General features: G+C 69.3%; 21 protein-coding genes. 4 read left to right on the top strand and 17 right to left on the bottom strand.

What is annotated here, in order from left to right:
* Positions 1-76: 76 nt before the first annotated feature.
* The 4 genes from AB0H36_RS29125 to AB0H36_RS29110 all read right to left on the bottom strand — a co-directional run bounded on the left by AB0H36_RS29125 (position 77) and on the right by AB0H36_RS29110 (position 4,354).
* A complete protein-coding gene (locus AB0H36_RS29125) occupies positions 77-2,098 on the bottom strand; it encodes a GxGYxYP domain-containing protein (RefSeq protein WP_360530312.1) in 2,022 nt (673 codons plus the stop codon).
* 842 nt (positions 2,099-2,940) lie between these two features.
* On the bottom strand, positions 2,941-3,294 hold the full coding sequence (locus AB0H36_RS29120) for a GntR family transcriptional regulator (RefSeq protein WP_360530309.1): 354 nt from the start codon (positions 3,292-3,294) through the stop codon (positions 2,941-2,943).
* Positions 3,295-3,467: 173 nt separating this feature from the next.
* Positions 3,468-3,893, bottom strand: coding sequence for a VOC family protein (locus AB0H36_RS29115; RefSeq protein WP_360530306.1), 426 nt, complete (start codon positions 3,891-3,893; stop codon positions 3,468-3,470).
* A complete protein-coding gene (locus tag AB0H36_RS29110; RefSeq protein WP_360530303.1) occupies positions 3,890-4,354 on the bottom strand; it encodes a helix-turn-helix transcriptional regulator in 465 nt (154 codons plus the stop codon). The genes AB0H36_RS29115 and AB0H36_RS29110 overlap by 4 nt, the downstream gene beginning before the upstream one ends.
* A 101-nt stretch (positions 4,355-4,455) precedes the next feature.
* Between AB0H36_RS29110 and AB0H36_RS29105 the strand changes: the two genes are divergently transcribed.
* Complete coding sequence (locus AB0H36_RS29105) at positions 4,456-5,718, top strand: DUF2254 domain-containing protein (RefSeq protein WP_360530300.1); 1,263 nt, start codon at positions 4,456-4,458, stop codon at positions 5,716-5,718.
* 79 nt (positions 5,719-5,797) lie between these two features.
* On the opposite strand, the gene aspS is transcribed toward AB0H36_RS29105, so the two are convergent.
* From aspS to AB0H36_RS29090, 3 genes are read right to left on the bottom strand one after another with little or no spacing between them, the layout of a single operon-like run.
* Complete coding sequence (gene aspS, locus AB0H36_RS29100) at positions 5,798-7,582, bottom strand: aspartate--tRNA ligase (RefSeq protein WP_360530297.1); 1,785 nt, start codon at positions 7,580-7,582, stop codon at positions 5,798-5,800.
* Positions 7,579-8,910 (bottom strand): histidine--tRNA ligase, encoded by a 1,332-nt coding sequence (hisS, locus tag AB0H36_RS29095; RefSeq protein WP_360530294.1) that lies wholly within the window; start codon positions 8,908-8,910, stop codon positions 7,579-7,581. Before hisS ends, aspS begins: the two co-directional genes overlap by 4 nt.
* Positions 8,911-8,923: 13 nt before the next feature.
* Positions 8,924-9,613: an MBL fold metallo-hydrolase gene (locus AB0H36_RS29090; RefSeq protein WP_360530291.1), complete on the bottom strand. Its 690-nt coding sequence runs from the start codon at positions 9,611-9,613 to the stop codon at positions 8,924-8,926.
* Between the two features lie 235 nt (positions 9,614-9,848).
* On the opposite strand from AB0H36_RS29090, the gene AB0H36_RS29085 reads away from it, so the two are divergent.
* Genes AB0H36_RS29085 through AB0H36_RS29075 form a run of 3 tightly spaced genes read left to right on the top strand, consistent with a single transcriptional unit; the run spans position 9,849 to position 12,419 of the window.
* Complete coding sequence (locus AB0H36_RS29085; RefSeq protein WP_360530286.1) at positions 9,849-11,075, top strand: DUF349 domain-containing protein; 1,227 nt, start codon at positions 9,849-9,851, stop codon at positions 11,073-11,075.
* Between the two features lie 39 nt (positions 11,076-11,114).
* Complete coding sequence (locus AB0H36_RS29080) at positions 11,115-11,900, top strand: hypothetical protein (RefSeq protein WP_360530284.1); 786 nt, start codon at positions 11,115-11,117, stop codon at positions 11,898-11,900.
* A gap of 9 nt (positions 11,901-11,909) precedes the next feature.
* A complete protein-coding gene (locus AB0H36_RS29075) occupies positions 11,910-12,419 on the top strand; it encodes a hypothetical protein (protein ID WP_360530281.1) in 510 nt (169 codons plus the stop codon).
* Between the two features lie 18 nt (positions 12,420-12,437).
* On the opposite strand, the gene AB0H36_RS29070 is transcribed toward AB0H36_RS29075, so the two are convergent.
* From AB0H36_RS29070 to AB0H36_RS29025, 10 genes are all read right to left on the bottom strand, one after another.
* On the bottom strand, positions 12,438-14,636 hold the full coding sequence (locus tag AB0H36_RS29070; RefSeq protein ID WP_360530323.1) for a bifunctional (p)ppGpp synthetase/guanosine-3',5'-bis(diphosphate) 3'-pyrophosphohydrolase: 2,199 nt from the start codon (positions 14,634-14,636) through the stop codon (positions 12,438-12,440).
* Between the two features lie 303 nt (positions 14,637-14,939).
* Positions 14,940-15,479: an adenine phosphoribosyltransferase gene (locus tag AB0H36_RS29065; protein WP_360530278.1), complete on the bottom strand. Its 540-nt coding sequence runs from the start codon at positions 15,477-15,479 to the stop codon at positions 14,940-14,942.
* Complete coding sequence (gene secF, locus AB0H36_RS29060; protein WP_360530275.1) at positions 15,479-16,657, bottom strand: protein translocase subunit SecF; 1,179 nt, start codon at positions 16,655-16,657, stop codon at positions 15,479-15,481. Before secF ends, AB0H36_RS29065 begins: the two co-directional genes overlap by 1 nt.
* Positions 16,657-18,426, bottom strand: coding sequence for a protein translocase subunit SecD (gene secD, locus AB0H36_RS29055; RefSeq protein ID WP_360530272.1), 1,770 nt, complete (start codon positions 18,424-18,426; stop codon positions 16,657-16,659). Before secD ends, secF begins: the two co-directional genes overlap by 1 nt.
* 87 nt (positions 18,427-18,513) lie before the next feature.
* Positions 18,514-19,017 carry a preprotein translocase subunit YajC gene (gene yajC, locus AB0H36_RS29050; protein WP_360530269.1) on the bottom strand — a complete coding sequence of 168 codons (504 nt, stop codon included), beginning with the start codon at positions 19,015-19,017 and terminating at the stop codon, positions 18,514-18,516.
* A 229-nt stretch (positions 19,018-19,246) separates the two neighbouring features.
* On the bottom strand, positions 19,247-20,299 hold the full coding sequence (ruvB, locus tag AB0H36_RS29045) for a Holliday junction branch migration DNA helicase RuvB (protein ID WP_360530266.1): 1,053 nt from the start codon (positions 20,297-20,299) through the stop codon (positions 19,247-19,249).
* 56 nt (positions 20,300-20,355) lie between these two features.
* Entirely contained in the window at positions 20,356-20,958 is a 603-nt protein-coding gene (gene ruvA, locus AB0H36_RS29040) for a Holliday junction branch migration protein RuvA (protein ID WP_360530263.1), read from the bottom strand.
* A 25-nt stretch (positions 20,959-20,983) separates the two neighbouring features.
* The gene (gene ruvC / locus AB0H36_RS29035) at positions 20,984-21,580 is read right to left on the bottom strand and encodes a crossover junction endodeoxyribonuclease RuvC (RefSeq protein ID WP_360530260.1); all 597 of its coding nucleotides are present in this window, start codon (positions 21,578-21,580) and stop codon (positions 20,984-20,986) included.
* A gap of 45 nt (positions 21,581-21,625) precedes the next feature.
* Positions 21,626-22,795 carry a GNAT family N-acetyltransferase gene (locus AB0H36_RS29030; protein ID WP_360530257.1) on the bottom strand — a complete coding sequence of 390 codons (1,170 nt, stop codon included), beginning with the start codon at positions 22,793-22,795 and terminating at the stop codon, positions 21,626-21,628.
* 72 nt (positions 22,796-22,867) lie between these two features.
* Complete coding sequence (locus tag AB0H36_RS29025; protein ID WP_360530254.1) at positions 22,868-23,326, bottom strand: hotdog fold domain-containing protein; 459 nt, start codon at positions 23,324-23,326, stop codon at positions 22,868-22,870.
* Positions 23,327-24,185 lie beyond the last annotated feature (859 nt).

The raw sequence follows: 24,185 nt of genomic DNA, 5'->3' as shown, positions 1-24,185 counted from the left end.
CACCTTTGGGCGGACCTGTTCCGGTTAATCCACGCACCGGCGGGCGCTGGCGGACCGCCCGCCGGAGCGTGGCTCCCTACAGAACCTGGTTGAGCAGGTCGAAGAAGGTGTTGCCGAGCACCAGCTCGTACGGGTCCGTCAGCAGCGGAGCCAGGTCGGCGATGTCCGACGGCGTCCAGCCCCACGCGTTGATACCGCAGGCGATGAAGGCCGGGCTCGCGCCGTCCCAGTCGGCGATCTTCGCGTCCAGGGCCGCCTTGTACTCAGCGGCCTTCCCGGGTGCGCCGAAGTTCCCGATGATCGGCAGGCCGCCGCGCTTGACCAGCAGGTCGCCGCCCTCCCACGACTGGACGATGCCCTGCAGCGGGGTGTGGTCGTTGTACCCCTGGGCGATCTCCTCCGGGAACGCGACCCAGCCGTTCGCATCCCGGTGGTTGTAGGCGTAGACGAGGTCCATGCCGGTACGGCGCATGAACGACCCGGACAACTTGAGGTACGCCGTCAGCTGGTCGGCCGGCCACGACCCCGGGTAGCTGTAGCCGGCGCCGGACGGCCCGCAGATCAGCAGGTCGTTGGAGGTCGCGGTCCGCTGGAAGTAGCTGAACAGCCCCGGGCCGATCTCGGCGAGCAGCGGGCTGATCGTCCAGTTGACCATCGCCTCACCACGCCGCGGGTCGTCCCACATGTCGCGCATCCGCCGCTGGCAGTACTGCACGTTGTCGCCCTCGCCGAAGGTCAGCGTGACGTACACCTTGTTCTTCGGCTGCAACCGCCGTACCGGCCGGACCTTGTCCGAGATCGGCGCGACGAAGCCGGAGTGCACGGTGCCGTTCATGTAGAAGTCCGCAGGGATCACCGGCGAGCCGCCCTGCGACGCCAGGTCGACACCGCTCCACTCCCCCGCGACGTCGTTCGAGAACCAGCCCGCGTACGGCGCGGTCGGCCCGACCTTGTCGAAGTGCTCGGTCAGCAGGTCGCCGGTCGGACCGTTCGGCGGCAGCCAGCTCACCAGGGCCTTGGTGGCCACCACGTAGTCGCGGAAGAACGGGAACGGCTCGATCCGGGTCGGCGCGGTGTCGGTCGCGGACACGACGTACTGGTTCCACATCTCCACCGTCACCACGAGGCTCGTCGTACCGGCCGGCGGGGCGAAGCGGTAGATCCAGTAGTTCCCGCCGTCGGCGAACCGGTTGCCCTCGCCACCGATCGACGAGTTCGCGGCCTCGAACAGGTACGGCGCCTCCTCCGGCGTGTTCGGCAGGAACCGCGCGATCTCGGTCCCGTTCGCCTTCACCGTCACCCCGAGCACCGAGGCGCCCCAGCCGTCGTCGCCGAACGAGTCCCCGAACCGGACGAACACCCCGTCGGGGCCGAGCTTCGCCGAGACGTCCAGGTCGTACGTCCCACGGTTCGACGAGTCCCGGATCTGCCGGGTCTCGCGGGCGATCTCCTGCCACTGCACGTCCTCGACCTGCACCACCATCGTCGGCGGCAGACCGGTGAGCAGCTTCTGGTTGCACCGCGGGAACAGGTTGTCCAGCTGCCAGCGATAGGTCTTCACCCGGTCGCCGTCGAAGACCCCACGCAGGTCCTTCACGATCCGCAGCCCGTGCGCCTGCGCCTGCTCCGCGGTCGCCACGACCGCGTTCTCCAGCCCGGCCAGCGTCGTGGCGACGTTGATCGAGTCCGCTACGGCGGGATCGTGAACGATCGCGCCCTTGATCCGGCTCCGGTACTTCGCCACCAGGTCGAGCGGATCGTCGTACCGGGTGGTCGGCAGCTTCATGTCCGCGAGCCACTTGGCATCGGGACCGTCCGGGCCGCCCGGGTTGAACAGGAAGTACAGCTCAGGCTTCGTGCGGTTGACGACGCCCTGCAAGGTGGTCAGCAGGGTCTGGTCGCCCCCGCTGAGCTTGCTGACGTCGCCGTAGTGCAACCGCCCCGGCTTGGCGAAGGCAGGCAACCAGCGGTCTGCCGCCGCTTGGGCCGAAGCATTGGCAGCGTTGTCGGCCGCGGCGGCGGAAAGGGGCTGAACCACCCCGAACCCACCCGCCGCCACCGCGCCGCTACCCGCCAGGAACGTTCGTCTCGAGACCATCGTGACCACTCCCCTGTCGCTGACATCGATGTCAAATCAGCCGGACAGTAGCAACGTCAGGACTCCCTGTACATAGCTCATTACAACGTTGCCCCAACCAATCTGGAATCGTTTCCGATGCAGGGGGTCCGTCCGACGCGTGGTCCACCCCACGCGTGCTACGCAGCCGCTCCTCCGTCGCGTCCGCTCCGCGCGCTCCCACCCGCCCCCCGGCTACCGCCGGTGCATCCCTTGCCTGGCTACCGCCGGCGGTTCGCGGTGCTGCCGCTCCGCGTGTATGCGGTGCTGTCGCCCCGCGGGTGTGACGGCTGCCGCCGTCCACCTGCGGGCTACCGCCCGCCTTCGGTCTGTTGGCCCACGGTCGTTCGGCTGTCGCCTGTCGTACTCGCCGTGATCCGTGGTGGCGCTCGGGGCGTGGGACACCCACTGGTGGGTGCGGACAGGAGATATCAGGTACCAGCCCACCAGTACCTGTCCAAGCCCTCGATTCAACTCGCGCATCTGAACAGTCACCCTGGGATGACACCCACCGGCTGCCCACAACGCCCGCCCGGACATCAACCCACGCGCTCTACGTGCGTGAACCCCGGGCGACAGCCCGCACACCCGCGGCGCGACAGCACCACACCCCCGGGCGACAGCACGGCACTCCGGGCGACAACACCGCACCCCGGGCGACAGCGCGCACCCCCGCGGAGCGACAGCACCGTACCGCGGGCGGCAGCCCGCACGACCGCCGGCGACAGCCAGGCAAGGGATGCACCGGCGATAAGCGGGAGGGCGGGTGGGAGCGCGCGGAGCGGCCGCGACGTAGGTGCGGCTGCGTAGCACGCGTGGGGGGACTACCAGGCCTGGTGAAGGATTTCGGTTGTCTCGGCGAAGGATAGACCCGCCCGGCGGGCGGCTAGCGCGAGGGCGACGGCGGCCTGGTGGGTGGCCGCGTCGTCTACCTGGCTGCGTTCGGCGAGGACGAAGGTCCCGTTCCGTCCGCGGGTTTCCACCAGGCGATCCGCCTCGAGCTCCTTGTACGCCCGCGCCACCGTGTTCACCGCCAGCCCGAGGTCCAGTGACAGCTGCCGCACCGTAGGCAGCCGGGTCCCCTTCGCCAGCTCGCCTGCCCGGATGAGACCTTCGATCTGCGACCGCACCTGTTCGTACGGCGGGGTGATCCCGACCGGATCCACCGTGATGTCCATCCGGTCACCATGCCCGACCACTTGCGCCGCGAACAACCGGACACCACAACCGACCGTGACCCTCCACTCCCCACAGTTGGTACTCGGCCTGACCAAGGTCGGGACGGCTACTGCAGGACAACCTGATCCGCTACGCAAACCGACCTCGCCGAGGCCGCTCCTGACGAGCCGGATCAGGCGAAGTCCTCCGCGGTGTACAGCTTCTGCTCGACCAGGACCAGCCAGTTGCCGGAGTTGTCCCTCAGCACCGCCTCCACGCCGTACGGGCGTTCGCTCGGCTCCTGGATGTACTCGACGCCCTTGGCGACGAGTTCCTGGAACGTCTTGCGGCAGTCGTCGGTCGCGATGCCGAACCCGTGCATCGTGCCCTTCGCCATCATGCGCCGGACGGCCGCGACGGCCTCCTCGTCCAGGGGTGGTCCGGGCAGCGCGAGTTGCAGGTGCAGTTCCGGGTGATCCGGGTGGTAGACGGTGCACCAGCGGTAGTCGGGCAGCTTGACGTCGCTCCCGGCCGCGAACCCGAGCTTCTCGGTGTAGAACTCCTTCGCCTCGTCGATGTCGGTGACGAACACGCTCATCAGGCTGATGTTGGTGATCATGGTTCCTCCTCGTCGTTGCTCTCGGTACGACGGTAGGGCGCGGCGCCCGCCTCTGGCTTCTCCGGAATTGCGGACTTCAGCCCGAGCATGAACACGAAGCAGCCGGGGATCCGGGCGCCGGACTGGGTCCGCTGGTACTCCGACGGGTTCATCCCGAGCAACTCGGTGAACCGCTGCGAGAACGACCCCAGACTGCTGTACCCGACCAGGCCGCACACCTCGGTCACGGTCAGGTTGGTGGCCCGGAGCAGGTCGCTGGCCCGCTCGATCCGCCGCCGGGTCACGTACTGCATCGGCGTCTCGCCGTACTCGGCCGCGAAGCAGCGCAGGAAGTGGTACTTCGACACCCCGGCCGCGGCCGCCAGCCCGGCCAGGTCGAGCGGCTCCGCATAGTTGCGGTCAGCAACATCCCGCGCACGCCGCAGATGCGCCAGCAACTCCACCGGTACGCCGCCTGCCACACCCCGAGCCTAGACCGTCGACGGTACGACGATCTGCACGCCGACCGTTGACCGACGCCCGCGGGTGGCGCGACCCTGACCACAGGGAGGGGGTGGCCGGTGTGCGGCGGGATGCGGCGAGTGAGTACCTGCGCGGAGCCCTCTGGGCGATGCCGTCGGTGGCCGTCGTGCTCGCCCTCGTCACCGGCTCGGCCCTGACCTTCGTCGAGATCGAGCCCGGTTCGTGGCGGGACCGCTTCCTGTTCCAGGGTACGGCGGACGACGCCCGGACCCTGCTGATCGCGATCGCCAGCACGATGGCGACCGTGATCGCGCTGGTCCTCGGCCTCACCGTGGTGGCGCTCCAGCTCGCCTCGACCCAGTTCTCGCCCCGGCTGCTGCGCAACTTCCTGCGCGACCGGGCCAACCAGTTCGTGCTGAGCGTCTTCGTCGCGACCTTCACCTACGCCAGCGCCGGCCTCTACACGGTCGGCGTCCAGGCCGGCGAACGGACGGACGAGTACCCACGGCTCGCGGTCACCGTTGCACTGGTGCTGCTGTTCATCAGCCTGCTGATGCTGGTGTTCTTCCTGCACCACCTGACCCATTCGATCCAGATCGACGAGGTCATGCGCAAGGTCGAGCGCACGACACTGAACGTCATCGACCGGGACCTGCCGACGGTGGGAGTCACCACCGAGCCGCGCCCGGCACCGCCCGAGTGGGCGATCGACATCCCCGCGCATAGCTCCGGCTACCTGCAGACCATCCACCCCGAGTCGCTGCTCGCCGGCGCAGCGCTCGTGCAGGTGTGGACGGACCGGCCCGGGCCGCCACCTGCCGTCGACCGGCTCGCTGCGGCGGCGCGGGATTCCATTCGGATCGGCTTCGAGCGGACCGCCGAGCAGGACGTCGCGTTCGGGGTCCGGCAGCTGGCCGACATCGCGGTCAAGGCGCTGTCGGCCGCGATCAACGACCCCTACACCTCGATCCAGGCGATCGAGCACCTGTCCGTCGTGCTCGCCGCGCTGGCCAAGCGTGAGCTCGGCAGCCAGTTCCTTCGCGACCAGGCCGGCGTACTGCGGGTCGTCGTACCCGGGCGAGATCTCGCGTACTACCTCGACCTCGCGTGTGGTCAGGTACGGCGTTATGGCAAAGCCGAACCGCGTGTCGTCCGGGCACAGCTCCGGGTCCTGCACAGCACCGGTCAGTTCTGCGTCGACGACACCGGCCGGCGCCTCGTCGTCGGTCACGTGAACCTGCTGATGAAGGACGCCCAGGCCGCCATCTTCCAGCCCGCCGACTTCGTCGCCGTCCGCGAGCACGCCGACCGGGTCCTGGAGGAGCTGACCACCACGCGGACCGCGCCGGACCTCTCGGTGTGAACCGAAATCCGGTGCGGCGCGAACGGCATCGTCACTTTCCCAGCGTCAGGCGCCGTTGCTCAAGGGGACATCGGCTTGCCTACTGCGCGGCGTCGGCCTTCTTCTCCGGCTTCGCGTCGACACCGGCCTCCTTGCGCTGGGCCGCGGTGATCGGCGCCGGCGCGGCCGTCAGCGGGTCGAACCCGCCACCGGACTTCGGGAACGCGATCACGTCGCGGATCGACTCGGTCCCGGCCAGCAGCGCGGTGATCCGGTCCCACCCGAACGCGATCCCGCCGTGCGGCGGCGCGCCGAACTTGAACGCGTCGAGCAGGAAGCCGAACTTCTCGCTCGCCTCCTCGTCGGTCAGGCCCATCACCGCGAACACGCGCTTCTGCACGTCCTCGCGGTGGATACGGATCGACCCGCCGCCGATCTCGTTGCCGTTGCAGACGATGTCGTACGCGTAGGCCAGCGCCGACCCCGGGTCGGTGTCGAACGTGTCCAGCGAGTCCGGCTTCGGCGACGTGAAAGCGTGGTGTACGGCGGTCCAGGCGCCGGAACCGACCGCGACGTCACCCGCGGCGGTCGCCTCGTCGGCCGGCTCGAACAGCGGCGCGTCGACGACCCACACGAACGACCAGGCCGACTCGTCGATCAGCCCGCCGCGGCGGCCGATCTCCAGCCGGGCCGCGCCGAGCAGCGCCCGCGACGACTTCACCGGGCCGGCGGCGAAGAAGATGCAGTCGCCCGGCTTCGCGCCGACGTGGTCGGCGATCCCGGCGCGCTCCTCCTCGGAGAGGTTCTTCGCGACCGGACCGCCGAGCTCGCCGTCCTGGCCGACCAGCACGTACGCCAGCCCGCGCGCACCACGCTGCTTCGCCCAGTCCTGCCACGCATCCAGCTGCTTGCGCGGCTGGTCCGCACCACCGGGCATCACGACGGCACCGACGTACGGCGCCTGGAACACGCGGAACGGGGTGTCCTTGAAGTACTCGGTGCACTCGACCAACTCGAGGCCCATCCGCAGATCCGGCTTGTCGCTGCCGAACCGCGCCATCGCCTCGGCATACGTCATCCGGGGGATCGGCGTCTGGACGTCGTACCCGACGAGCTTCCAGAGCGCGGCCAGGATCTCCTCGGACAGCGCGATCACGTCGTCCTGGTCGACGAAGCTCATCTCGATGTCGAGCTGGGTGAACTCCGGCTGCCGGTCGGCGCGGAAGTCCTCGTCGCGGTAGCAGCGGGCGATCTGGTAGTAGCGCTCCATCCCGGCCACCATCAGCAGCTGCTTGAACAGCTGCGGCGACTGCGGCAGCGCGTACCACGAGCCCGGCTGCAGGCGGGCCGGGACCAGGAAGTCCCGCGCGCCTTCCGGCGTCGACTTGGTCAGCGTCGGCGTCTCGATCTCGACGAAGTCATGGTTCGCCAGTACGTCGCGCGCCGCCTTGTTCACCTGGCTGCGCAGCCGCAGCGCGGATCCCGGGCCCTGCCGGCGCAGGTCGAGGTACCGGTACTTCAGCCGGACCTCTTCGTTCACCGGCGTCGCGTGGTGCTCCTCGACCGGGAACGGCAGCGGGTCGGCCGAGCTCAGCACCTCGACGTCGGAGGCGATCACCTCGATCTCGCCGGTCGGCAGGTTCGGGTTCGCGTTGCCCTCCGGCCGCGCGTTCACCTCGCCGGTGATCTTCAGGCAGAACTCGGCCCGCAGCGGGTGCGCGACCTCCTCGTCCCGGATGACCACCTGGACGGTGCCGCTGGAGTCGCGCAGGTCGATGAACGCCACGCCGCCGTGATCACGCCGCCGCGCCACCCAGCCGGCCAGGGTGACGGTCTGCCCGGTGTGCTCGGCGCGCAACGAGCCTGCGGAATGGGTACGGATCACTGGTTCTCCTGAGATGTCTCGATACGGGGTAGCAAGTCTGTGGCGGGCGGCGTCCAGGAGGCGGGATCGGCGGGCACCTGCTCGCCGCTGCGGATGTCCTTCACCTCGGGGCCGTTCTCGGTGCTGAACCACACGAACGGGATGCCGCGCCGGTCCGCGAACCGGATCTGCTTCCCGAACTTCGCCGCCGCCGGCGCCACCTCCACCGGAATCCCCCGGCCGCGCAGCTGCGCCGCCGTCCGCATGGCCTCGGCCCGGTCCTCCTCGGCGTTCAGCGCGACCAGCACGGCAGTCGGCGTACGACGCGAGCCGGCCAGCAGCCCCTGGCTGATCAGCCGGTGCACGAGCCGCGAGACCCCGATGGAGATGCCCACACCGGGGTACGTCGTCTTGCCGTCGGACGCGAGCGAGTCGTACCGGCCGCCGCCACCGACCGACCCGAACGACTCCTGGCCGACCAGGTAGATCTCGTAGACCGCACCGGTGTAGTAATCCAGGCCCCGGGCGATCCGCAGGTCGGCCATCAGCAGGCCGGGAGCGTGCTCACCGGCCGCAGCCATCACCTGGCTGAGCTGCTCGAGCCCCTCGTCGAGGATCTCGTGCTCCACGCCGAGCGCCCGGACCTTCTCCACGAACGACGTGTCCGTGCTGGAGATGTCCGCCAGCTGTACCGCCAGCCGGGCCTGCTTGTCGGTCGCGCCCGCCTCGACCAGCCGCTCGACGACCTTGTCCGGGCCGATCTTGTCGATCTTGTCGACGATCCGCAGCACCGTGGTGACGTCGTCCAGGCCGAGCCCGCGGTAGAACCCCTCCGGGATCTTGCGGTTGTTCACCTTGATCACGAACTCCGGCACCGGCAGCTTGCGCAGTGCGTCCGCGATCACCAGCGGCAGCTCGACCTCGTAGTGCGTCGGCAGCTCGGCGGCGTCGACGATGTCGATGTCGGCCTGGGTGAACTCGCGGTAGCGGCCCTCCTGCGGGCGCTCGCCCCGCCACACCTTCTGGATCTGGTAGCGGCGGAACGGGAACACCAGCTTGCCGCTGTGCTCCAGCACGTAGCGGGCGAACGGCACGGTCAGGTCGAAGTGCAGGCCGAGCGCCGCGTCCTCGTCGCTGTCCGCGGCCAGCCGCCGGACGCCGTAGATCTCCTTGTCGGCGTCCTCGCCCTGGTTGGACAGCCGCTCGACCGGCTCGACCGCGCGGGTCTCGATCGACGCGAAGCCGTGCAGCTCGAAGGTCTCCCGGATCACGTCGAGGAACTTCTGCTCGACGATCCGGTCCTGCGGAAGGAATTCGGGGAACCCACTCAGCGGGCTGAGTTTGCTCACGATTTGGCCTTGCTCATGATTCGGGTATCTCCAGGTCCTGCAAGTAGGGGTTGGTCGCCTTCTCCCGGCCGATCGTTGTCTGGCCACCATGACCCGGCAGGACGACGATCTCGTCGCGCATCGGCAGGATCTTGGTGGCCAACGTATGCAGCATCGCCGGATGGTCGCCCCCAGGCAGATCCGTCCGGCCGATCGACCCGGCGAACAACACGTCACCGGAGAACAGAACCGCGGGCACCTCTTCCGGCCCGTCGTACGGCGTGGTGAACGTGACCGAGCCCCGGGTGTGGCCCGGGGTGTGGTCGACGGTGAAGTTCAGGCCGGCCAGCTCCAGGCTCAGGCCGTCCTTGAGTTCGGCGACGTCGTCCGGCTCGGCGAACTCGTGGTTGCCGCCCAGCAGCATCCGGGCGGACTCCGGGCTGATCCCGGCCAGCGGGTCGCTCAGCAGGTACCGGTCGTCCGGGTGGATCCAGGCGGTCGCGTCGTACGCCCCGCAGACCGGGAGTACGGAAAACATGTGGTCGACGTGACCGTGGGTGAGCAGCACGGCGACCGGCTTCAGCTTGTTCTCCCGGACCACCTGCTCGACCCCGGCGGTCGCGTCCTGACCCGGGTCGATGACGAGACATTCCGCGCCCTGGCCGGTGGCGACGACGTAGCAGTTCGTACCCCACGACCCCGCGGGGAACCCGGCGATGAGCACGACTGACCTTCCTGGAACGGTTCGGGACCACCCAAGGCTACCGGTGCCGGCACGCGGAGAACGAACCGGATTGTGACTCAACACCGTTGCGTCCCAGCGTGGAGTTTGTGATTGTTCAGGGATAAGCGTCGAGACAGCGGCTCGACGCGCCCACGCAGGCCCTGTTCGCGCGGTTGGACCAGGGACTGACCAGAATGGGCACGAGCGCAGTGCATACCGCCGGAAGGGGCGAGTTGTGGCCGGAGAGAGCTGGGGCCGGGTAGCCGAGGACGGAACGGTCTTCGTACGGACCAAGGACGGTGAACGGGCGGTCGGCCAGTGGCCGGACGCGAACCCGGAGGAGGCCCTCGCCTTCTACACCCGGCGGTACGACGCACTGGCCTTCGAGGTGGACCTGCTGGAGAAGCGCGTCCAGGCCGGCACCGTGTCACCCGACGACGCCCGCGCCGCGGTGAAGAAGGTGGCCGGCACGCTCGAGGAGGCCCAGGCGGTCGGCGACCTCGACGGGCTCCGGGCCCGGCTCGACGCACTCACCCCGCTGGTCGCCCAGCAGCGCGAGAAGCGCAAGGCCGAGCGCGCCGCCAAGGTCGAGGAGGCACGCTCCGCCAAGACCAAGATCGCCACCGAGGCCGAGACGATCGCCGCCGGCACCGACTGGCGGCACGGCGTCACCCGGCTGCGCGAGCTGCTGGAGGAGTGGAAGGCGCTACCGCGGCTGGACAAGTCCAGCGACGACGAACTGTGGCACCGGTTCTCCTCCGCGCGCACGACGTACACCCGGCATCGCAAGCAGCACTTCGCCGAGCTGTCCTCCAAGCGTGAGGAAGCGGCTGTGGTGAAGGAGCGGCTGGCGGCCGAGGCGGAGACGCTTGCCTCGTCCACCGACTGGGGCCCGACGTCCGGGCGCTTCCGCGACCTGATGCGGCAGTGGAAGGCCGCCGGCCCGGCGCCGCGCGAGGTCGACGACAAGCTGTGGGCGCGCTTCCGGGCCGCCCAGGACACGTTCTTCGGCGCGCGGGACGCCGTACAGGCCGAGGAGAACGCCGAGCAGGTCGAGAACCTGCAGGCCAAGGAAGCCCTGCTCGTCGAGATCGAGGCGATCCTGCCGGTCGAGGACGCCAAGGCGGCCCGCGAGCAACTCCGCGAACTGCTCGACCGCTGGGACCAGATAGGCAAGGTCCCGCGCGACTCGATGCGGGCGATCGACTCCCGCCTGCGCGCCGTCGAGCAAGCCGTCAAGGCCGCCGAGGACGAGGTCTGGAACCGCAGCAACCCCGAAGCCCGCGCCCGCGCCGAAGCCACGGTCAAGCAACTCCAGTCCCTCATCGCCGACCTGGAGAAGCAGGCCGCGAAGGCCGAGTCCCAAGGCAACACCCGCAAAGCCACCGAAGCCCGCGAAGCCATAGCCGCCCGCCGAGAATGGCTAACCCAAGCCCAAAACGCCCTCTCCGACTTCAGCTGACCCCAAGGGCTGTGGATAACGCGCAGCAGGGCGTGGCTGTTGGCGCGCGGCGAGATCCGCCAGGTGATGAAAGGCGTGTACGTCGACGTCCGGGTGCCTGACTCGTACGACCTGCGGGTCGCGGCGGCGAGCCTGGCGATCCCGCAGGACGCGGTGGCCTGTGGGAAGACGGCTGCTTGGGTGCACGGCCTCGACACGACCGCGCTCGGACCTGACGAGCTCGTCGGCGCGCACTGGACGCGGGAGCCTGTCGACACCGTCGAGATCGGCGATCTGCGGCTGACCAGCCCGCTGGCCACGGCGGTGCAGTTGGCGATGCGTCTCCCCCGGCCGTTCGCGCTCTCCGCGGTCGACGCGTTCCTGCACGCCGGCAAGGCCGATCGCTGGGCGCTCCGCGCCGCGTCGGCTGCCTATGAGGGACGACCGGGCTACTCACAGAGCCAGGACATCCTCCGGTACGCCGACCGTCGCGCAGCCTCCCCCGGTGAGTCCTGGCTGCGACTCCGGTTGATCGATGCCGGCTTCGGCGTACCAGATCTCCAAGTCCGCGTCACCGGACCTAGCAGCACCTACCGACTGGACCTGGGCTACCCGAAGCGCCCGGTCGACGGGCGTCGGTTGGGGCTTGAGTACGACAGCGATGCGTGGCACTCCGGGCGGAGGGCTGACGTGCGGGACGAGCGGCGGCGGGGTGAGCTCGAGGCGCTTGGGTGGCACATCATCTCGGTTCGGCGGACTGATTTGTGGGGGCCTATCCGGCACTGGAGCTCGCGGTGGGGAGTTTCTTGTGCCAGCATCCGCGGTTGCCGCGGCGGTGGTGAATAGGCTGGCGGCGTGCGCTACGCCAGTCACTCGCCGGACTTCCCGTACGAGCTGTCGACCATGTGCTACCTGGAGGTCGCAGCCGATGGGTCGGTGCAGTCGCCGCCGGCGGATGGGGTCGCGGGGCGGGTGCGTGCGGGTGAGAGCCGGTTGTACGCCGTCTGGCCCGGCAAGTACCGCAGCGACCTGTTCCTGATCGACGACATCGACGACTACGAGAAGGCGCTCGGTATCCAGCACGACCCGGTCCGCACGGGCCTCGCAGACCACGAGCACCGGATCAGCTGGCAGTTGAGTCCGCACGAGCAGCACCCGGCGGCGTCGTACGTGTTCGTGGACACGGCGTTGGACTGCGGATGCGAGATCAAGGACCTGAAGGCCTTCGCACGGCAGGCCCGTGAGCAACTCGGGTGGGACGTCGCGACCACCGGCGGCGTGAGTACGTCGGTCCGCTTCGGAGCCGACGGCGAACGCCAAGGCCTCAACTACACACTCCGCATCCGCCGCAAGAGCCTCGGGTAAGCCGGTTGCCTACGGCATCTACTGCGTGACGCGGTAGACGTCGAAGACGCCCTCGACCGAGCGGACCGCCTTGAGCACGTGACCGAGGTGCGTCGGGTCGCCCATCTCGAAGGTGAAGCGGGACTTGGCGATCCGGTCGCGGGTCGTGGTCAACGCCGCCGACAGGATGTTCACGTGGTAGTCGGACAGCACCCGGGTGATGTCCGACAACAGCCGCGCCCGATCCAATGCCTCGACCTGGATCGCGACCAGGAACACCGACTGCGCCGTCGGGGCCCACTCGACCTCGACGATGCGCTCCGGCTGGGTCTGCAGGTTCTCGACGTTCGCACAGTCGGCGCGGTGTACGGAGACACCAGCGCCGCGCGTGATCCAGCCGATGATCTCGTCACCCGGCACCGGCGTGCAGCACCGGGCCAGCTTCGACAGCACGTCCGTCGCACCCTTGACGATGACACCGGCGTCGCCGCGGGCCGACCGCTTCCGCCGCTCCTTCGAGGCCGGCAGCCGCACGCCCTCGGAGAGGTCCTCGGCCGCGCCTTCCTCTCCGCCGTACGTCTCGATGAGGCGCCGTACGACGGCTTGCGCGCTCACGTGGCTCTCGCCGACGGCGGCGTACAGACCGGTCACGTCCGGGTAGCGCAGCGAGTTCGCGACCGCGGTCAGGGTTTCGTGCGACAGCAGGCGCTGCAGCGGCAGGCCCTCCTTGCGGAGCTGCTTGGCGATCGCGTCCTTGCCGTGCTCGATCGCCTCGTCGCGGCGCTCCTTGGAGAACCAGTGCTTGATCTTGTTCCGCGCCCGCGGGCTCTTCACGAACGAGAGCCAGTCGCGCGACGGTCCCGCGCCCTGCGCCTTCGAGGTGAAGACCTCGACGACGTCACCGTTCTCGAGCGTGCTCTCCAGCGGGACGAGCCGCCCGTTCACCCGGGCGCCGATGCAACGGTGCCCGACCTCGGTGTGGATCGCGTACGCGAAGTCGACCGGTGACGACCCGGCCGGCAGCGACATCACGTCACCGCGCGGGGTGAAGACGTACACCTCGGAGTTGTTGATCTCGAACCGCAGCGAGTCCAGGAACTCCGACGGGTCGGAGGTCTCCCGCTGCCAGTCGACCAGCTGCCGGACCCAGGGCATCTCGTTCGGCCCACCGATCTCGGTGGTGGGCGGACCGGCGGCCTCCGGCGCGGCGGTGGTCGGGTCCTCCTTGTACTTCCAGTGCGCGGCGATGCCGTACTCCGCGCGGCGGTGCATCGAGAAGGACCGGATCTGCAGCTCCACCGGCTTGCCCTGCGGGCCGATCACGGTGGTGTGCAGCGACTGGTACATGTTGAACTTCGGCATCGCGATGTAGTCCTTGAACCGGCCGGGGACCGGGTTCCAGCGCGCGTGCAGGATGCCGAGGGCGGCGTAACAGTCCCGGACCGACTCGACCAGGACCCGGATGCCGACCAGGTCGTAGATGTCGCCGAACTCGCGGCCGCGGACGATCATCTTCTGGTAGATCGAGTAGTAGTGCTTCGGCCGGCCGGTGACGGTGGCCTTCACCTTGGCCGCGCGCAGGTCCTCGTGCACCTGGTCGATCACCGAGGCGAGGTACTCGTCCCGCGACGGCGCGCGCTCGGCGACCAGCCGGACGATCTCGTCGTACACCTTCGGGTGCAGGGTCGAGAAGGACAGGTCCTCGAGCTCCCACTTGATCGTGTTCATACCGAGCCGGTGCGCCAGCGGGGCGTAGATCTCCAGCGTCTCGCGGGCGATCCGCTCCTGCTTCTCCTGCCGCAGGAAGCCCAGGGTGCGCATGTTGTGCAGCCGGTCGGCGAGCTTGATCACCAGCACCCGGATGTCCTTGGCCATCGCGACGACCATCTTGCGGATCGTCTCGGCCTGCGCGGACTCGCCGTACTTGACCTTGTCCAGCTTGGTGACGCCGTCGACCAGCATGGCGATCTCTTCGCCGAAGTCGCGGGTCAGCTCCTCGACCGTGTACGGCGTGTCCTCGACGGTGTCGTGGAGCAGCGCGGCGCACAGGGTCGGCGCGGTCATACCGAGCTCGGCCAGGATGGTGGCGACCGCGAGCGGGTGCGTGATGTAGGCGTCACCGCTCTTGCGGAGCTGGCCGGTGTGGTACTTCTCCGCGGTCCGGTAGGCGCGCTCGATCATGCCGAGGTCGGCCTTCGGGTGGGTGGCCCGGACCACCCGGAACAGCGGCTCGAGCATCGGCGCCCGGTTTGGGTGCCGGGTGCCGCCCAGGCGGGCCAGCCGGGCGCGGACCCGGGCGGGAGCGATCCGGGGCGGCTGGGCGACAGGCGGCGGTGACGGAGCCGGGCGCACCGGGGCGCGCGGGGGCTCCTGCGGTACTACGTTCGGTACCGCTGACGTCATCGCCGGGTCTTCGCCCACGTTTGTGTCCCTCCGCCGACAGACCACCAGTCTAGGGGGAACGCCCCAGGCTCGTTGAAACGCCCTGTGGACAACACGCCGGGTGAGCGTGTCGTGGCGGAGAGTTTGCCCGAATTCGGGTCAGACCGTGACGAGCGCGCTGAGCTGCTCACCGGCCAGCCGCTCGCGTCCGGGCAGGAAGGAGAGCTCCAGCAGGACCGTCGTACCGGTCACCTCGGCCTCGCAGCGGCGGATCAGCCGCAGGCACGCCTCGACCGTCCCGCCGGTGGCCAGGACGTCGTCGATGACGAGCACCCGGTCACCGGGCCGGAAGGCGTCCTGGTGGACCTCGATGGTCGCCTCGCCGTACTCCAGGGCGTACGACTCCTCGTACGTCGCGGCCGGCAGCTTCCCCTTCTTGCGCACGGGCACGAACCCGGCGCCGAGGGCTAGCGCGACCGGGGCGGCGAGGATGAACCCGCGCGCCTCGATCCCGACCACCTTGTCGACGATCGGGTTGCCGTCGTCGTCCTTGCCGGACGCAGCCAGCGCCTCGACCACCTGGGCGAAGCCGCTGTGGTCGGCCAGCAGCGGGGTGATGTCCTTGAACACCACCCCCGGCTGCGGGTAGTCCAGGATGTCCCGGATCCCGTCTTTCAGCACCTGCTCGAGCGACCGCATCACTTACCGCGCTTCGATCGCGGCTTGCGCGACGGCTGCGGCCGGTTGTGCCCGGACGCCTTCATCGGCCGGGGCGACGCCACCGGCGCCGTACCCGAAGGCTTGTCCTGCGGCCTGGAAGGCTTGGCAGCACTCCCGGCTCCCACCGCCACCGCCGCACCGGCGGTGGCCGGGGCCGGGGCCGGCGTCGCGGCGGCCGAGGCCCGCTTGGCGGTGACCCGGCGGTTCAGCGCCTGCATGCCCGGCTCGCGCTCCTTGAAGGCCGCCAGCAGCGCCGGCGCGATGAACACCGAGGAGTACGCGCCGACGGCGATACCGACGAACAGCGCCAGCGACAGGTCCTTCAGCGGCCCGGTCCCCAGTACGACGGTGCCGACCACGAGGATCGACCCGACCGGCAGCAACGCGATCAGCGTCGTGTTGATCGACCGTACGACGGTCTGGTTGACGGCCAGGTTGGTCGCGTCGGAGTAGGTGTACCGGTTCGAGCCGGTGATCCCGCGGGTGTTCTCGCGCACCTTGTCGAACACCACGACGGTGTCGTAGAGCGAGTACCCGAGGATCGTCAGGACGCCGATCACCGTGGCCGGCGTGACGTCGAACCCGATCAGCGCGTACACGCCGACCGTGATCAGCACGTCGTGCAGCAACGCGATGATCGCGGCCATCGAGGCCTTGGGTTCTCGGAAGTAGGCCCAGATCACCAGGAACACCAGGCCGATGAACACGATCAGCGCGATGATCGCCTTGTTCGCGATCTGCTGGCCCCAGGAGGCGCCGATCTGCTGCGACGTCACCTGCTCGACCGCGACCCCGGCCTCGGCGGCGATCGCCGCCCGGACCTTGGTGATGTCGTCCTGCGCCAGCGGCTTGGTCTGCACCCGCACCTTGTCGGCGCCGATGGTGGTGACCACCGGGTCGCCGAGGTCCTGGGCGTTGGTCGCCTTCACCGCGTCGGTGAAGTCCTGGACCGTGTTGTCGGTGACCTTGACGTTGGTCTGGTACTCGACACCGCCCTTGAACTCGATGCCGAGCGCGAGGCCGCGGGTGAACAGGCCGATCAGCGAGATCGCGATCAGCACCAGGGAGACACCGAACCAGAGCTTGCGCTTGCCGATGAAGTCGTAGGAGACCTCACCGCGGTGCAGCTTGGCGCCGAGCTGTCCGAGCTTCGACATCAGACCTCCCCTCCCAGCGGCTTCGGCGTCGACGGCCGCTTGGCCGGACGCGCCGACGGCTTCATCTGGCCGGGCAACCGCTCCACGCCGAGATGCTCCGGATCCAGGCCGGACAGCTTGTGACCGTGGCCGAAGAAGTCGGTCCGGGCCAGCAGCGTCACGAGCGGCTTGGTGAAGATGAACACCACGAGCAGGTCGATCAGCGTGGTCAGGCCGAGCGTGAACGCGAAGCCACGCACGCTGCCGATCGCCAGGATGTACAGCACCACCGCGGCGAGCAGCGAGATCGAGTCGGCCGCGATGATCGTGTGCTTGGCCCGCGCCCAGCCGGTCTCGACCGACGACCTCAGACTGCGGCCCTCGCGGACTTCGTCACGTAGTCGTTCGAAGTAGATGACGAATGAGTCCGCGGTGATACCGATGGCCACGATCAGACCGGCGATACCGGCCAGGGTCAGCGTGAACCCGATCGCCCTCCCCAGCAGCACGACCGACGCGTACGTCAGTACGGCGGCCACGCCCAGCGACGCCACCACGACGATGCCCAGGCCCCGGTAGTACAGGAACGAGAACAGCACGACCAGGCCCAGACCGGCGATACCGGCCCAGATGCCCGCGGACAGCTGGTCGCCACCGAGCTGCGGCGACACCGTCTCGACCGAGGAGATGTCGAACGAGACCGGCAGCGCGCCGTACTTCAGGACGTTCGCCAGGTCGCGCGCCTCGGCCTCGGTGAAGGTGCCGGTGATCTGCGCCTGGCCACCCGGGATCGGGTTCTCGACGCTCGGCGTGGAGATGACCTCGCTGTCCAGCACGATCGCGAACAGGTTCTGGCCCTGGCCGCGGGCCGAGATGTTCTGCGTCGCCTTGAGGAACTTGTCGCCGCCCTCGCCGGTGAACTCCAGGTTCACCTGCCACTGGAAGCCGCCCTGCGGGATACCCGCGCTGGCGTCCGACAAGTCGGTGCCCTTCAGGATCGCCGGACCGAGCAGGTACTTGTACGTGCCCTCGCGGTCGCAGGCGAACAGCGGCTTGTTCGGGTCGTCGGTCTGCCCTTCGTCACCGCACTTGTACGCCGCGAACGCGGTCTGCGTGGCCGCGTCCGGCACGTACTGCAGCGGGTCGGTCGAGGCGGCCGGCGTCGACGGGGTCGCGACCGGAGTGCTCGCCGCCGGAGTGCTGGGAGCCGGGGTGCTGGGCTTCGGCGTCGGTGTGGGCGTCGGGTCGGCCTGACCCAGGACGCTGCTCCAGGCCCGGCCGTTCGGCGTCGCGCTCGGCTTGACCGTCGTACTCGGCTTGACGGTGGTGCTCGGCTTGACCGTGGTGCTCGGCTTCGGCGTCGTACTGGGCTTGGTCGTCGGCGTCGGCGACGGGGCCGCGACCGGAGCCGCGGCCTGGGCGTCGTACACGATCCGGAAGTACAGCAACGCGGTCTGGCCGACCTGCTTCACCAGGCTGTCCTGGTTCGCGCCGGGCACGGCGACGTTGATGTGGTCCCGCCCGGAGGTGGTGATGTCGGCCTCGGCGACACCCGCTCCGTTGACCCGCTGGGAGATGATGTTCTTCGCCTCGTTCAGCTGGTCGGCGGTCACCGAACCGCCGCCGGCCAGGGACTTCGCGGTCAGCGTGATGGTGGTGCCACCGCGCAGGTCCAGGCCCAGCTTGGGCTTCCAGGTCTTGGTCAGCCCCATGATCCCGAACAGCAGGACCACGATCACCCCCAGGACGATCAGTAGCCGCCCGGGGCGGGATGTCGTCGTCGTTGCCACGTCAGATTCAACCTTTGTACTTCTGGGCGCGCCGAATCGTCTGGTGGACGCCGGTCGGCGCGCCGCAGGCCGTTAGAACAGGGGGCGTCAGTTCTCGGTGTGCGTCGGCGGCAGCTTCGGCGTGTCCTGCACCTTGCCGTCGGCCTTGTCGGCCTTGTCACGGCCCGCGTCCGGGACGTCGACCGGGTCCTTCGCGGGCTCCTCGACAGCCTCGTCGGCGGCGTCGTCCGCAGCCTCGTCCTTGTCATCGGCCTTCTCGGCGGCCGGCGCCTCGGCCTGTGCCGCGGTGCCGTCCTCGTCCGGGATGACCCGGCCGATCGACGGCTTGACGACCTGCACCAGGACGCCTTCGGAGATCTCCAGCGTCACGTACTCGTCGTCGACCTCCTCGACGAGGCCGACCAGGCCGCTGGTGGTGATCACCTTGGTGCCCGGGGTGAGGGCGGCGACGGTGTCGGCCTGCCGCTGGCGCTGCTTGCGCTGCGTGCGGCTCATGAACCAGATCATCCCGACGATCAGGATCAGCGGCAGCAGCAGCGTGAAGCCGGAGCCGCCCCCGGAAGAGGCCATTGGTACGGCGATCAGTTGCATCGGGACTCAGAATCCTTCGTCATCGGGAGTACGGGGCGTCCGGCACGCTCTGCCCAAGCGTGCAGGTCGCAGCGGATCGACCTGAGGACAGGCCATCGGGGAGTCTAACGCCGAGCACCAAGAACTACGTCATGACACGTGGTCACGTTTGTGTTACTCAGCACCAGGACTCCACTCCAGTCTCCCCCGCAGCCCCGTGATGTCAAAGCTGCCGCCGGAGCGTGCCCGATCAGTCCTCGTCGGTGTCGAAAAGGGTGTCGGCGAAGGTTGCGCCCTTGGGGACCTTGAGGCCGATGTGGCGCCAGGCCGCGGGTGTTGCGACCCGGCCGCGCGGCGTACGGGCGAGGTATCCGGAGCGAACCAGGAACGGCTCGGCCACCTCTTCCACGGTCTCGCGCTCCTCACCGACTGCGACCGCCAGCGTCGACAGGCCCACCGGACCGCCGCCGAAGCGGCGGCACAAAGCGTCCAGCACGGACCGGTCCAGCCGGTCCAGGCCCATCTTGTCCACCTCGTACAGCTCCAGCGCCGCCTTCGCCAGTGCGAGCGTGATGATCCCGTCGGCGCGCACCTCGGCGTAGTCGCGCACGCGGCGTAGCAGGCGGTTGGCGATCCGCGGCGTACCGCGGGACCTGGAGGCGATCTCGGCCGCACCCTCGGGGGTGATGTCGACCTCGAGCAGCGCGGCCGACCGGTTGACGATCTTCTCGAGCTCGGAGGCCTCGTAGAACTCCAGGTGCCCGGTGAACCCGAACCGGTCCCGCAGCGGCCCCGGCAGCAGCCCGGCCCGGGTGGTCGCGCCGACCAGCGTGAACGGCGGGATCTCCAGCGGGATCGCAGTCGCGCCCGGCCCCTTGCCGACGATCACGTCGACCCGGAAGTCCTCCATCGCCATGTAGAGCAGTTCCTCGGCCGGCCGGGACATCCGGTGGATCTCGTCGAGGAACAGCACCTCGCCCTCGCTGAGCCCGGACAGGATCGCAGCCAGGTCGCCCGCGTGCTGAATCGCTGGGCCGCTGGTCACTCGCAGCGGCGCTGACAGTTCGCTGGCGATGATCATCGCCAGCGTGGTCTTGCCCAGGCCGGGCGGGCCGGACAGCAGCACGTGATCCGGAGCGCGGTTGCGGCCGCGGGCAGCGTGCAGCACCAGCTCGAGTTGCTCGCTCACGCGGCGCTGGCCGCCGAACTCGGCCAGGGTGCGCGGGCGCAGGGCGGACTCGATCTTGCGTTCCTCGAGATCCACCGCGTCCGCGGAGACGAGCGGCCGGACGTTGTCTTCCATACCTATGCCTTAGAGAGGTCTTATGCCTTGGAGATGTCTTATGCCTTGGAGAGGTCTTATGCCTTGGAGAGCACGCGCAGCGCGGCGCGGAGCAGGTCGGGCACGGACGGGTTCGGGCTGTCGGCGGCAAGCGGCGACACAGCGGTGACGGCGTCGTCCGCGTCGCGGGCAGACCAGCCGAGGCCGACGAGGCCCGCATGCACCTGCTCGCGCCACGCTTCCGTGGTCTGCAGCGGCCGGCCGGTCACCGTCCGGCTCGGCGCACCGATCTTGTCCTTCAGCTCGAGCACGATCCGCTGGGCGCCCTTCTTCCCGATGCCCGGCACCTTCACCAGCATGTTCAGATCCTCGGTGGCGACCGCCTGCCGCAACTGATCAGGACTCAGTACGGCGAGTGCCGCCTGCGCCAGCTTCGGTCCGACACCGGACGCGGTCTGCAGCAGCTCGAACAGGCTCTTCTCGTCGTCGTCGGCGAACCCGTACAACGTCAGCGAGTCCTCACGTACGACCATCGAGGTCGACACCCGGGCCTCCTGCCCCGGCCGAAGCCCGGCGAGCGTGCCCGGATGACAGAACACCTGCAGCCCCACGCCCCCGACCTCGATCACGGCGCTGTCCACCCCGATCGCCGCCACCGGCCCCCGCACAAACGCGATCATGTCCAGCCTCCCGGCACCGCAGTACTCATCTCTTACTCTCCTGGGCTGCCACCGCTGCTCGCAGCCGAGCTACCTGCAGGCGGGATTGTGCCTGGGCCAGCGCTTCGAGGTTCGACCGGCTCCCGGCCGCCTCCTGCAGCCGGGACGCCGTACCGCCGCGCCAGACCTGGCAGATCGCCAGCGCCAGCGCGTCCGCCGCGTCGGCAGGGGTCGGGCGCTCGGCCAGCTTGAGGATCCGGGTGACCATCGTGGTGACCTGCTCCTTACCTGCCCGGCCGGAGCCGGTGACCGCCGCCTTCACCTCACTCGGCGTGTGCAACGCGACCGGCAGACCCCGCCGTGCCGCCACGACCATGGCGACTCCGGACGCTTGCGCCGTACCCATCACCGTCCGCACGTTGTGCTGCGCGAACACCCGCTCCACCGCGACCGCGTCCGGCCGGTGCTCGGTGATCCACTCCTCCAGCTCGGCATCGATCCGGACCAGCCGCTTGGCCACGTCCAGGTCGGCCGGCGTCCGGATCACCCCGACGGCGACCAGCGCCGGCGGCTTGCCGGGTGAGCCCTCGACGATGCCGAGGCCGCAGCGAGTCAACCCCGGGTCGACGCCGAGCACCCGCATGGACCACCTCCGAACGTTTGTTCGACAACCCTAACCGCACCGCGATCAGAAGTAGTCGAGCATGTACGGCGTGGCGCTTGCGAAGGCCGCGTCGAGCGCCGCATCCGCCGTCGTGGCTCCACCTCTGGCGAGACCAGACCCGCGCAGCGTGGCCAGCGGCGTACCGGCATAGAGGGCAGCCAGCCCGCGCGGGCCGAGCTGCAGCACGTCACCGGACGCCTGGGTCGACGTGAGCTCACCGGCACCGTCAGCAATAGACAGGTGCCAGTCACCGCTGTTCGCCGGTACGTCGGGATCCTCGACCCGCAGGTCGACCTCCAGAACCGCACCGGGCGCGTACCCACGCGCAGCGATCGCAGCGGGCGCGTCGAGGAGCCGCACCATCCAGCGCTGGTGCTGCACCTCCTTCTCCGCCTCATGCTCGACCAGGAGATGCACAGGGTCGTTCGGCGAGATGTAGGCCTGCACAGTCCGCGCAATCGAGGAGCCGGAGCCGACCGTCGCCCACAGCGCGCGGGCGGTCGCCTCGGAGCCGGCCACGAGCTCGTCCACGCACAGGTCCGAGCCGGACCAGCTGTAGACCACGAACCCGTCCTCAGCGAGGTACGCGAAGTTGTCCTCGTCCGCCAGCCACTCGGTGACCTCGTTGAGCGGCCACACGAGCGGACCGCTGGTACGACGCCGCTCGTGCGACTGCCCCACCAACTCCAGGACCCGCTCCGCGTCCTGCGGCCCAGCCCGCCGTACGGCGACCTCCTTGCCACCCAGCTCGCGCAGATCGGCCGCGGGGAACGAGAACCGGTAGCGCCCGCCACCGAACTCGTACCCCAGGTGCCTGTAGATGACTGTGGTCGCCGGGTACAGCGCAGTCAGCGGGAACCCCTTGTCAGCCGCCCGCTGCAGCAGCCCGCGCATCAGCTTGCTGCCAACGCCACGCCCCCGGTACTCCGGCGACACGACGACTCCCGCAACACCCGCCACGGGCACGCGCCGACCGCTCCACCACTGCTCGAAGTCCCAGAACCGCGCCGCCGCGACGACCTCGTCGCCGTCGGCCACACCGACGTACCGGCCGTCCTTGATGAACGCCCGCGCGTCCTTGAGCCACTGCTCCCGATCACCGGCCGCCATCACCCCGAACGACCGGGCCCGCACCCGCAACACCGCGTCCAACTGGTCCTCGGCGATGTCCACAAACCGCAACGCGTCACTCACGCCGCCGACCCTATGTCCTACCGCTCCCCCGAGCGACAGCAATACCACCCCGCGACCACTGGCCCGCCCGTGCTACTTCCGGTCGGTCACCCAGAGGTGGATGGTCCCCTCGACCACGACCGTGCCGTCGTCCCGCGTCGCCTTGACCCGCACGGGCACGTCCGGCCCAGCCGTCCAGTCCTGCGGATCGGTCTCGGCCGAGCACGTGAGATCGGACGTGGACTTGGCCAGGTACGCAACCTCCATCCCCTTGGGCAGCCACCGCTTCCCACCCGGAACAGTCGCCTCCGCCAACGCCCCCATCGCCGCCTCCAACCCGTTGCACACGGCAATCGCATGCACGGTCCCGATGTGGTTCTGCACCGCCCGCCGCTTGGGCAACCTCAACGCCGCGTAATTAGGACTCACCTGCACGAACCGAGGCCGAACCGACCGAAAGTACGGCGCCTTCCAGGCGAACCCCCACGAGAACACCCGATCCCCACCAGGCACCCCCCGCAACCGCTCCCACAACCCCAGCACCTCGCTCATCCCCCAATGTTACCCACCAGTCACATCCCCGTCGACCCCCAACCAATTGCATGGAGCCGGGGACATACGAACAGCCGGTTGCATGGAGCCGGGGACATACGGACAGGTAGTGCACCAGCGAGACGCCGTACACACCGACCCGACCGCGCTCAACCGCACTACCGGCGGCCCGGCACCACCTGTCGAACTGCACGCCCTCCCGTCTCGCCGCCACCGCAGCCTCACCCACGGCCCCGCCAGACCGCCGCACCGCTCGCCCGCCATGCCAACCCACCCACAGATCCGCCACAACAGCCGGATGCCCCCTGAGCTAAGGGGTTGCCCACTGGAAATTCGAGTGGGCAACCCCCAATGTGAGTAGGCAAGCTCAGCCGGACGGGAGGTGCGGGGCCAGCAGCACGTAGGTGCCGCCCTCAATTGGCGGGGATGTCCCCTTGGAGGGTGGCTTCTCCCCTTGAGTGCGAAGGGAGAAGCCGCAACGCCAGGTGATATCCGCCTCCGTGAATCGCCGACGCAACCCGCGAGGCGGCGCGCTCGCCGATCGCGGTGCGCAGGACACCAGTGGGCGCGCCGCCGAAGGCGGCCGGCAAATCAGCCGCCGCGCAGCGGTGACCGCTCTGCCTGACGGACGTTGGGTCCGCCGATCACGTTGCCCGTGGCACCAGGTTGGGCCTGCCACGGGCAACTGACGGAACCCGCCGTCGTCGATTGACGGGGATTTCCCCTCGAACGGTGGCTTCTCCACTTGAGTGCGAGGGGAGAAGCCGCAACACCAGGGGATATCCGCCCCGCGAAGCGCCGACGCAACCCCGCGAGCAGCCCCTCGCCGATCGCGGTGCGCGGGACAGCGGCGGGCGCC

It is taken from the genome of Kribbella sp. NPDC050820, assembly GCF_040653975.1.
GTDB lineage: Bacteria > Actinomycetota > Actinomycetes > Propionibacteriales > Kribbellaceae > Kribbella.
This window is presented reverse-complemented; position numbering and strand designations above follow the sequence as displayed.

Excerpts from the sequence above, each read along its gene's own strand:
- AB0H36_RS29125 (WP_360530312.1), bottom strand. The coding sequence starts at position 2,098 with ATGGTCTCGAGACGAACGTTCCTGGCGGGTAGCGGCGCGGTGGCGGCG.
- AB0H36_RS29120 (WP_360530309.1), bottom strand. The coding sequence starts at position 3,294 with ATGGACATCACGGTGGATCCGGTCGGGATCACCCCGCCGTACGAACAG.
- AB0H36_RS29115 (WP_360530306.1), bottom strand. The coding sequence starts at position 3,893 with ATGATCACCAACATCAGCCTGATGAGCGTGTTCGTCACCGACATCGAC.
- AB0H36_RS29070 (WP_360530323.1), bottom strand. The coding sequence starts at position 14,636 with ATGCTCGAGCCGCTGTTCCGGGTGGTCCGGGCCACCCACCCGAAGGCC.
- AB0H36_RS29065 (WP_360530278.1), bottom strand. The coding sequence starts at position 15,479 with ATGCGGTCGCTCGAGCAGGTGCTGAAAGACGGGATCCGGGACATCCTG.
- secF (WP_360530275.1), bottom strand. The coding sequence starts at position 16,657 with ATGTCGAAGCTCGGACAGCTCGGCGCCAAGCTGCACCGCGGTGAGGTC.
- yajC (WP_360530269.1), bottom strand. The coding sequence starts at position 19,017 with ATGCAACTGATCGCCGTACCAATGGCCTCTTCCGGGGGCGGCTCCGGC.
- ruvB (WP_360530266.1), bottom strand. The coding sequence starts at position 20,299 with ATGGAAGACAACGTCCGGCCGCTCGTCTCCGCGGACGCGGTGGATCTC.
- ruvA (WP_360530263.1), bottom strand. The coding sequence starts at position 20,958 with ATGATCGCGTTTGTGCGGGGGCCGGTGGCGGCGATCGGGGTGGACAGC.
- ruvC (WP_360530260.1), bottom strand. The coding sequence starts at position 21,580 with ATGCGGGTGCTCGGCGTCGACCCGGGGTTGACTCGCTGCGGCCTCGGC.
- AB0H36_RS29025 (WP_360530254.1), bottom strand. The coding sequence starts at position 23,326 with ATGAGCGAGGTGCTGGGGTTGTGGGAGCGGTTGCGGGGGGTGCCTGGT.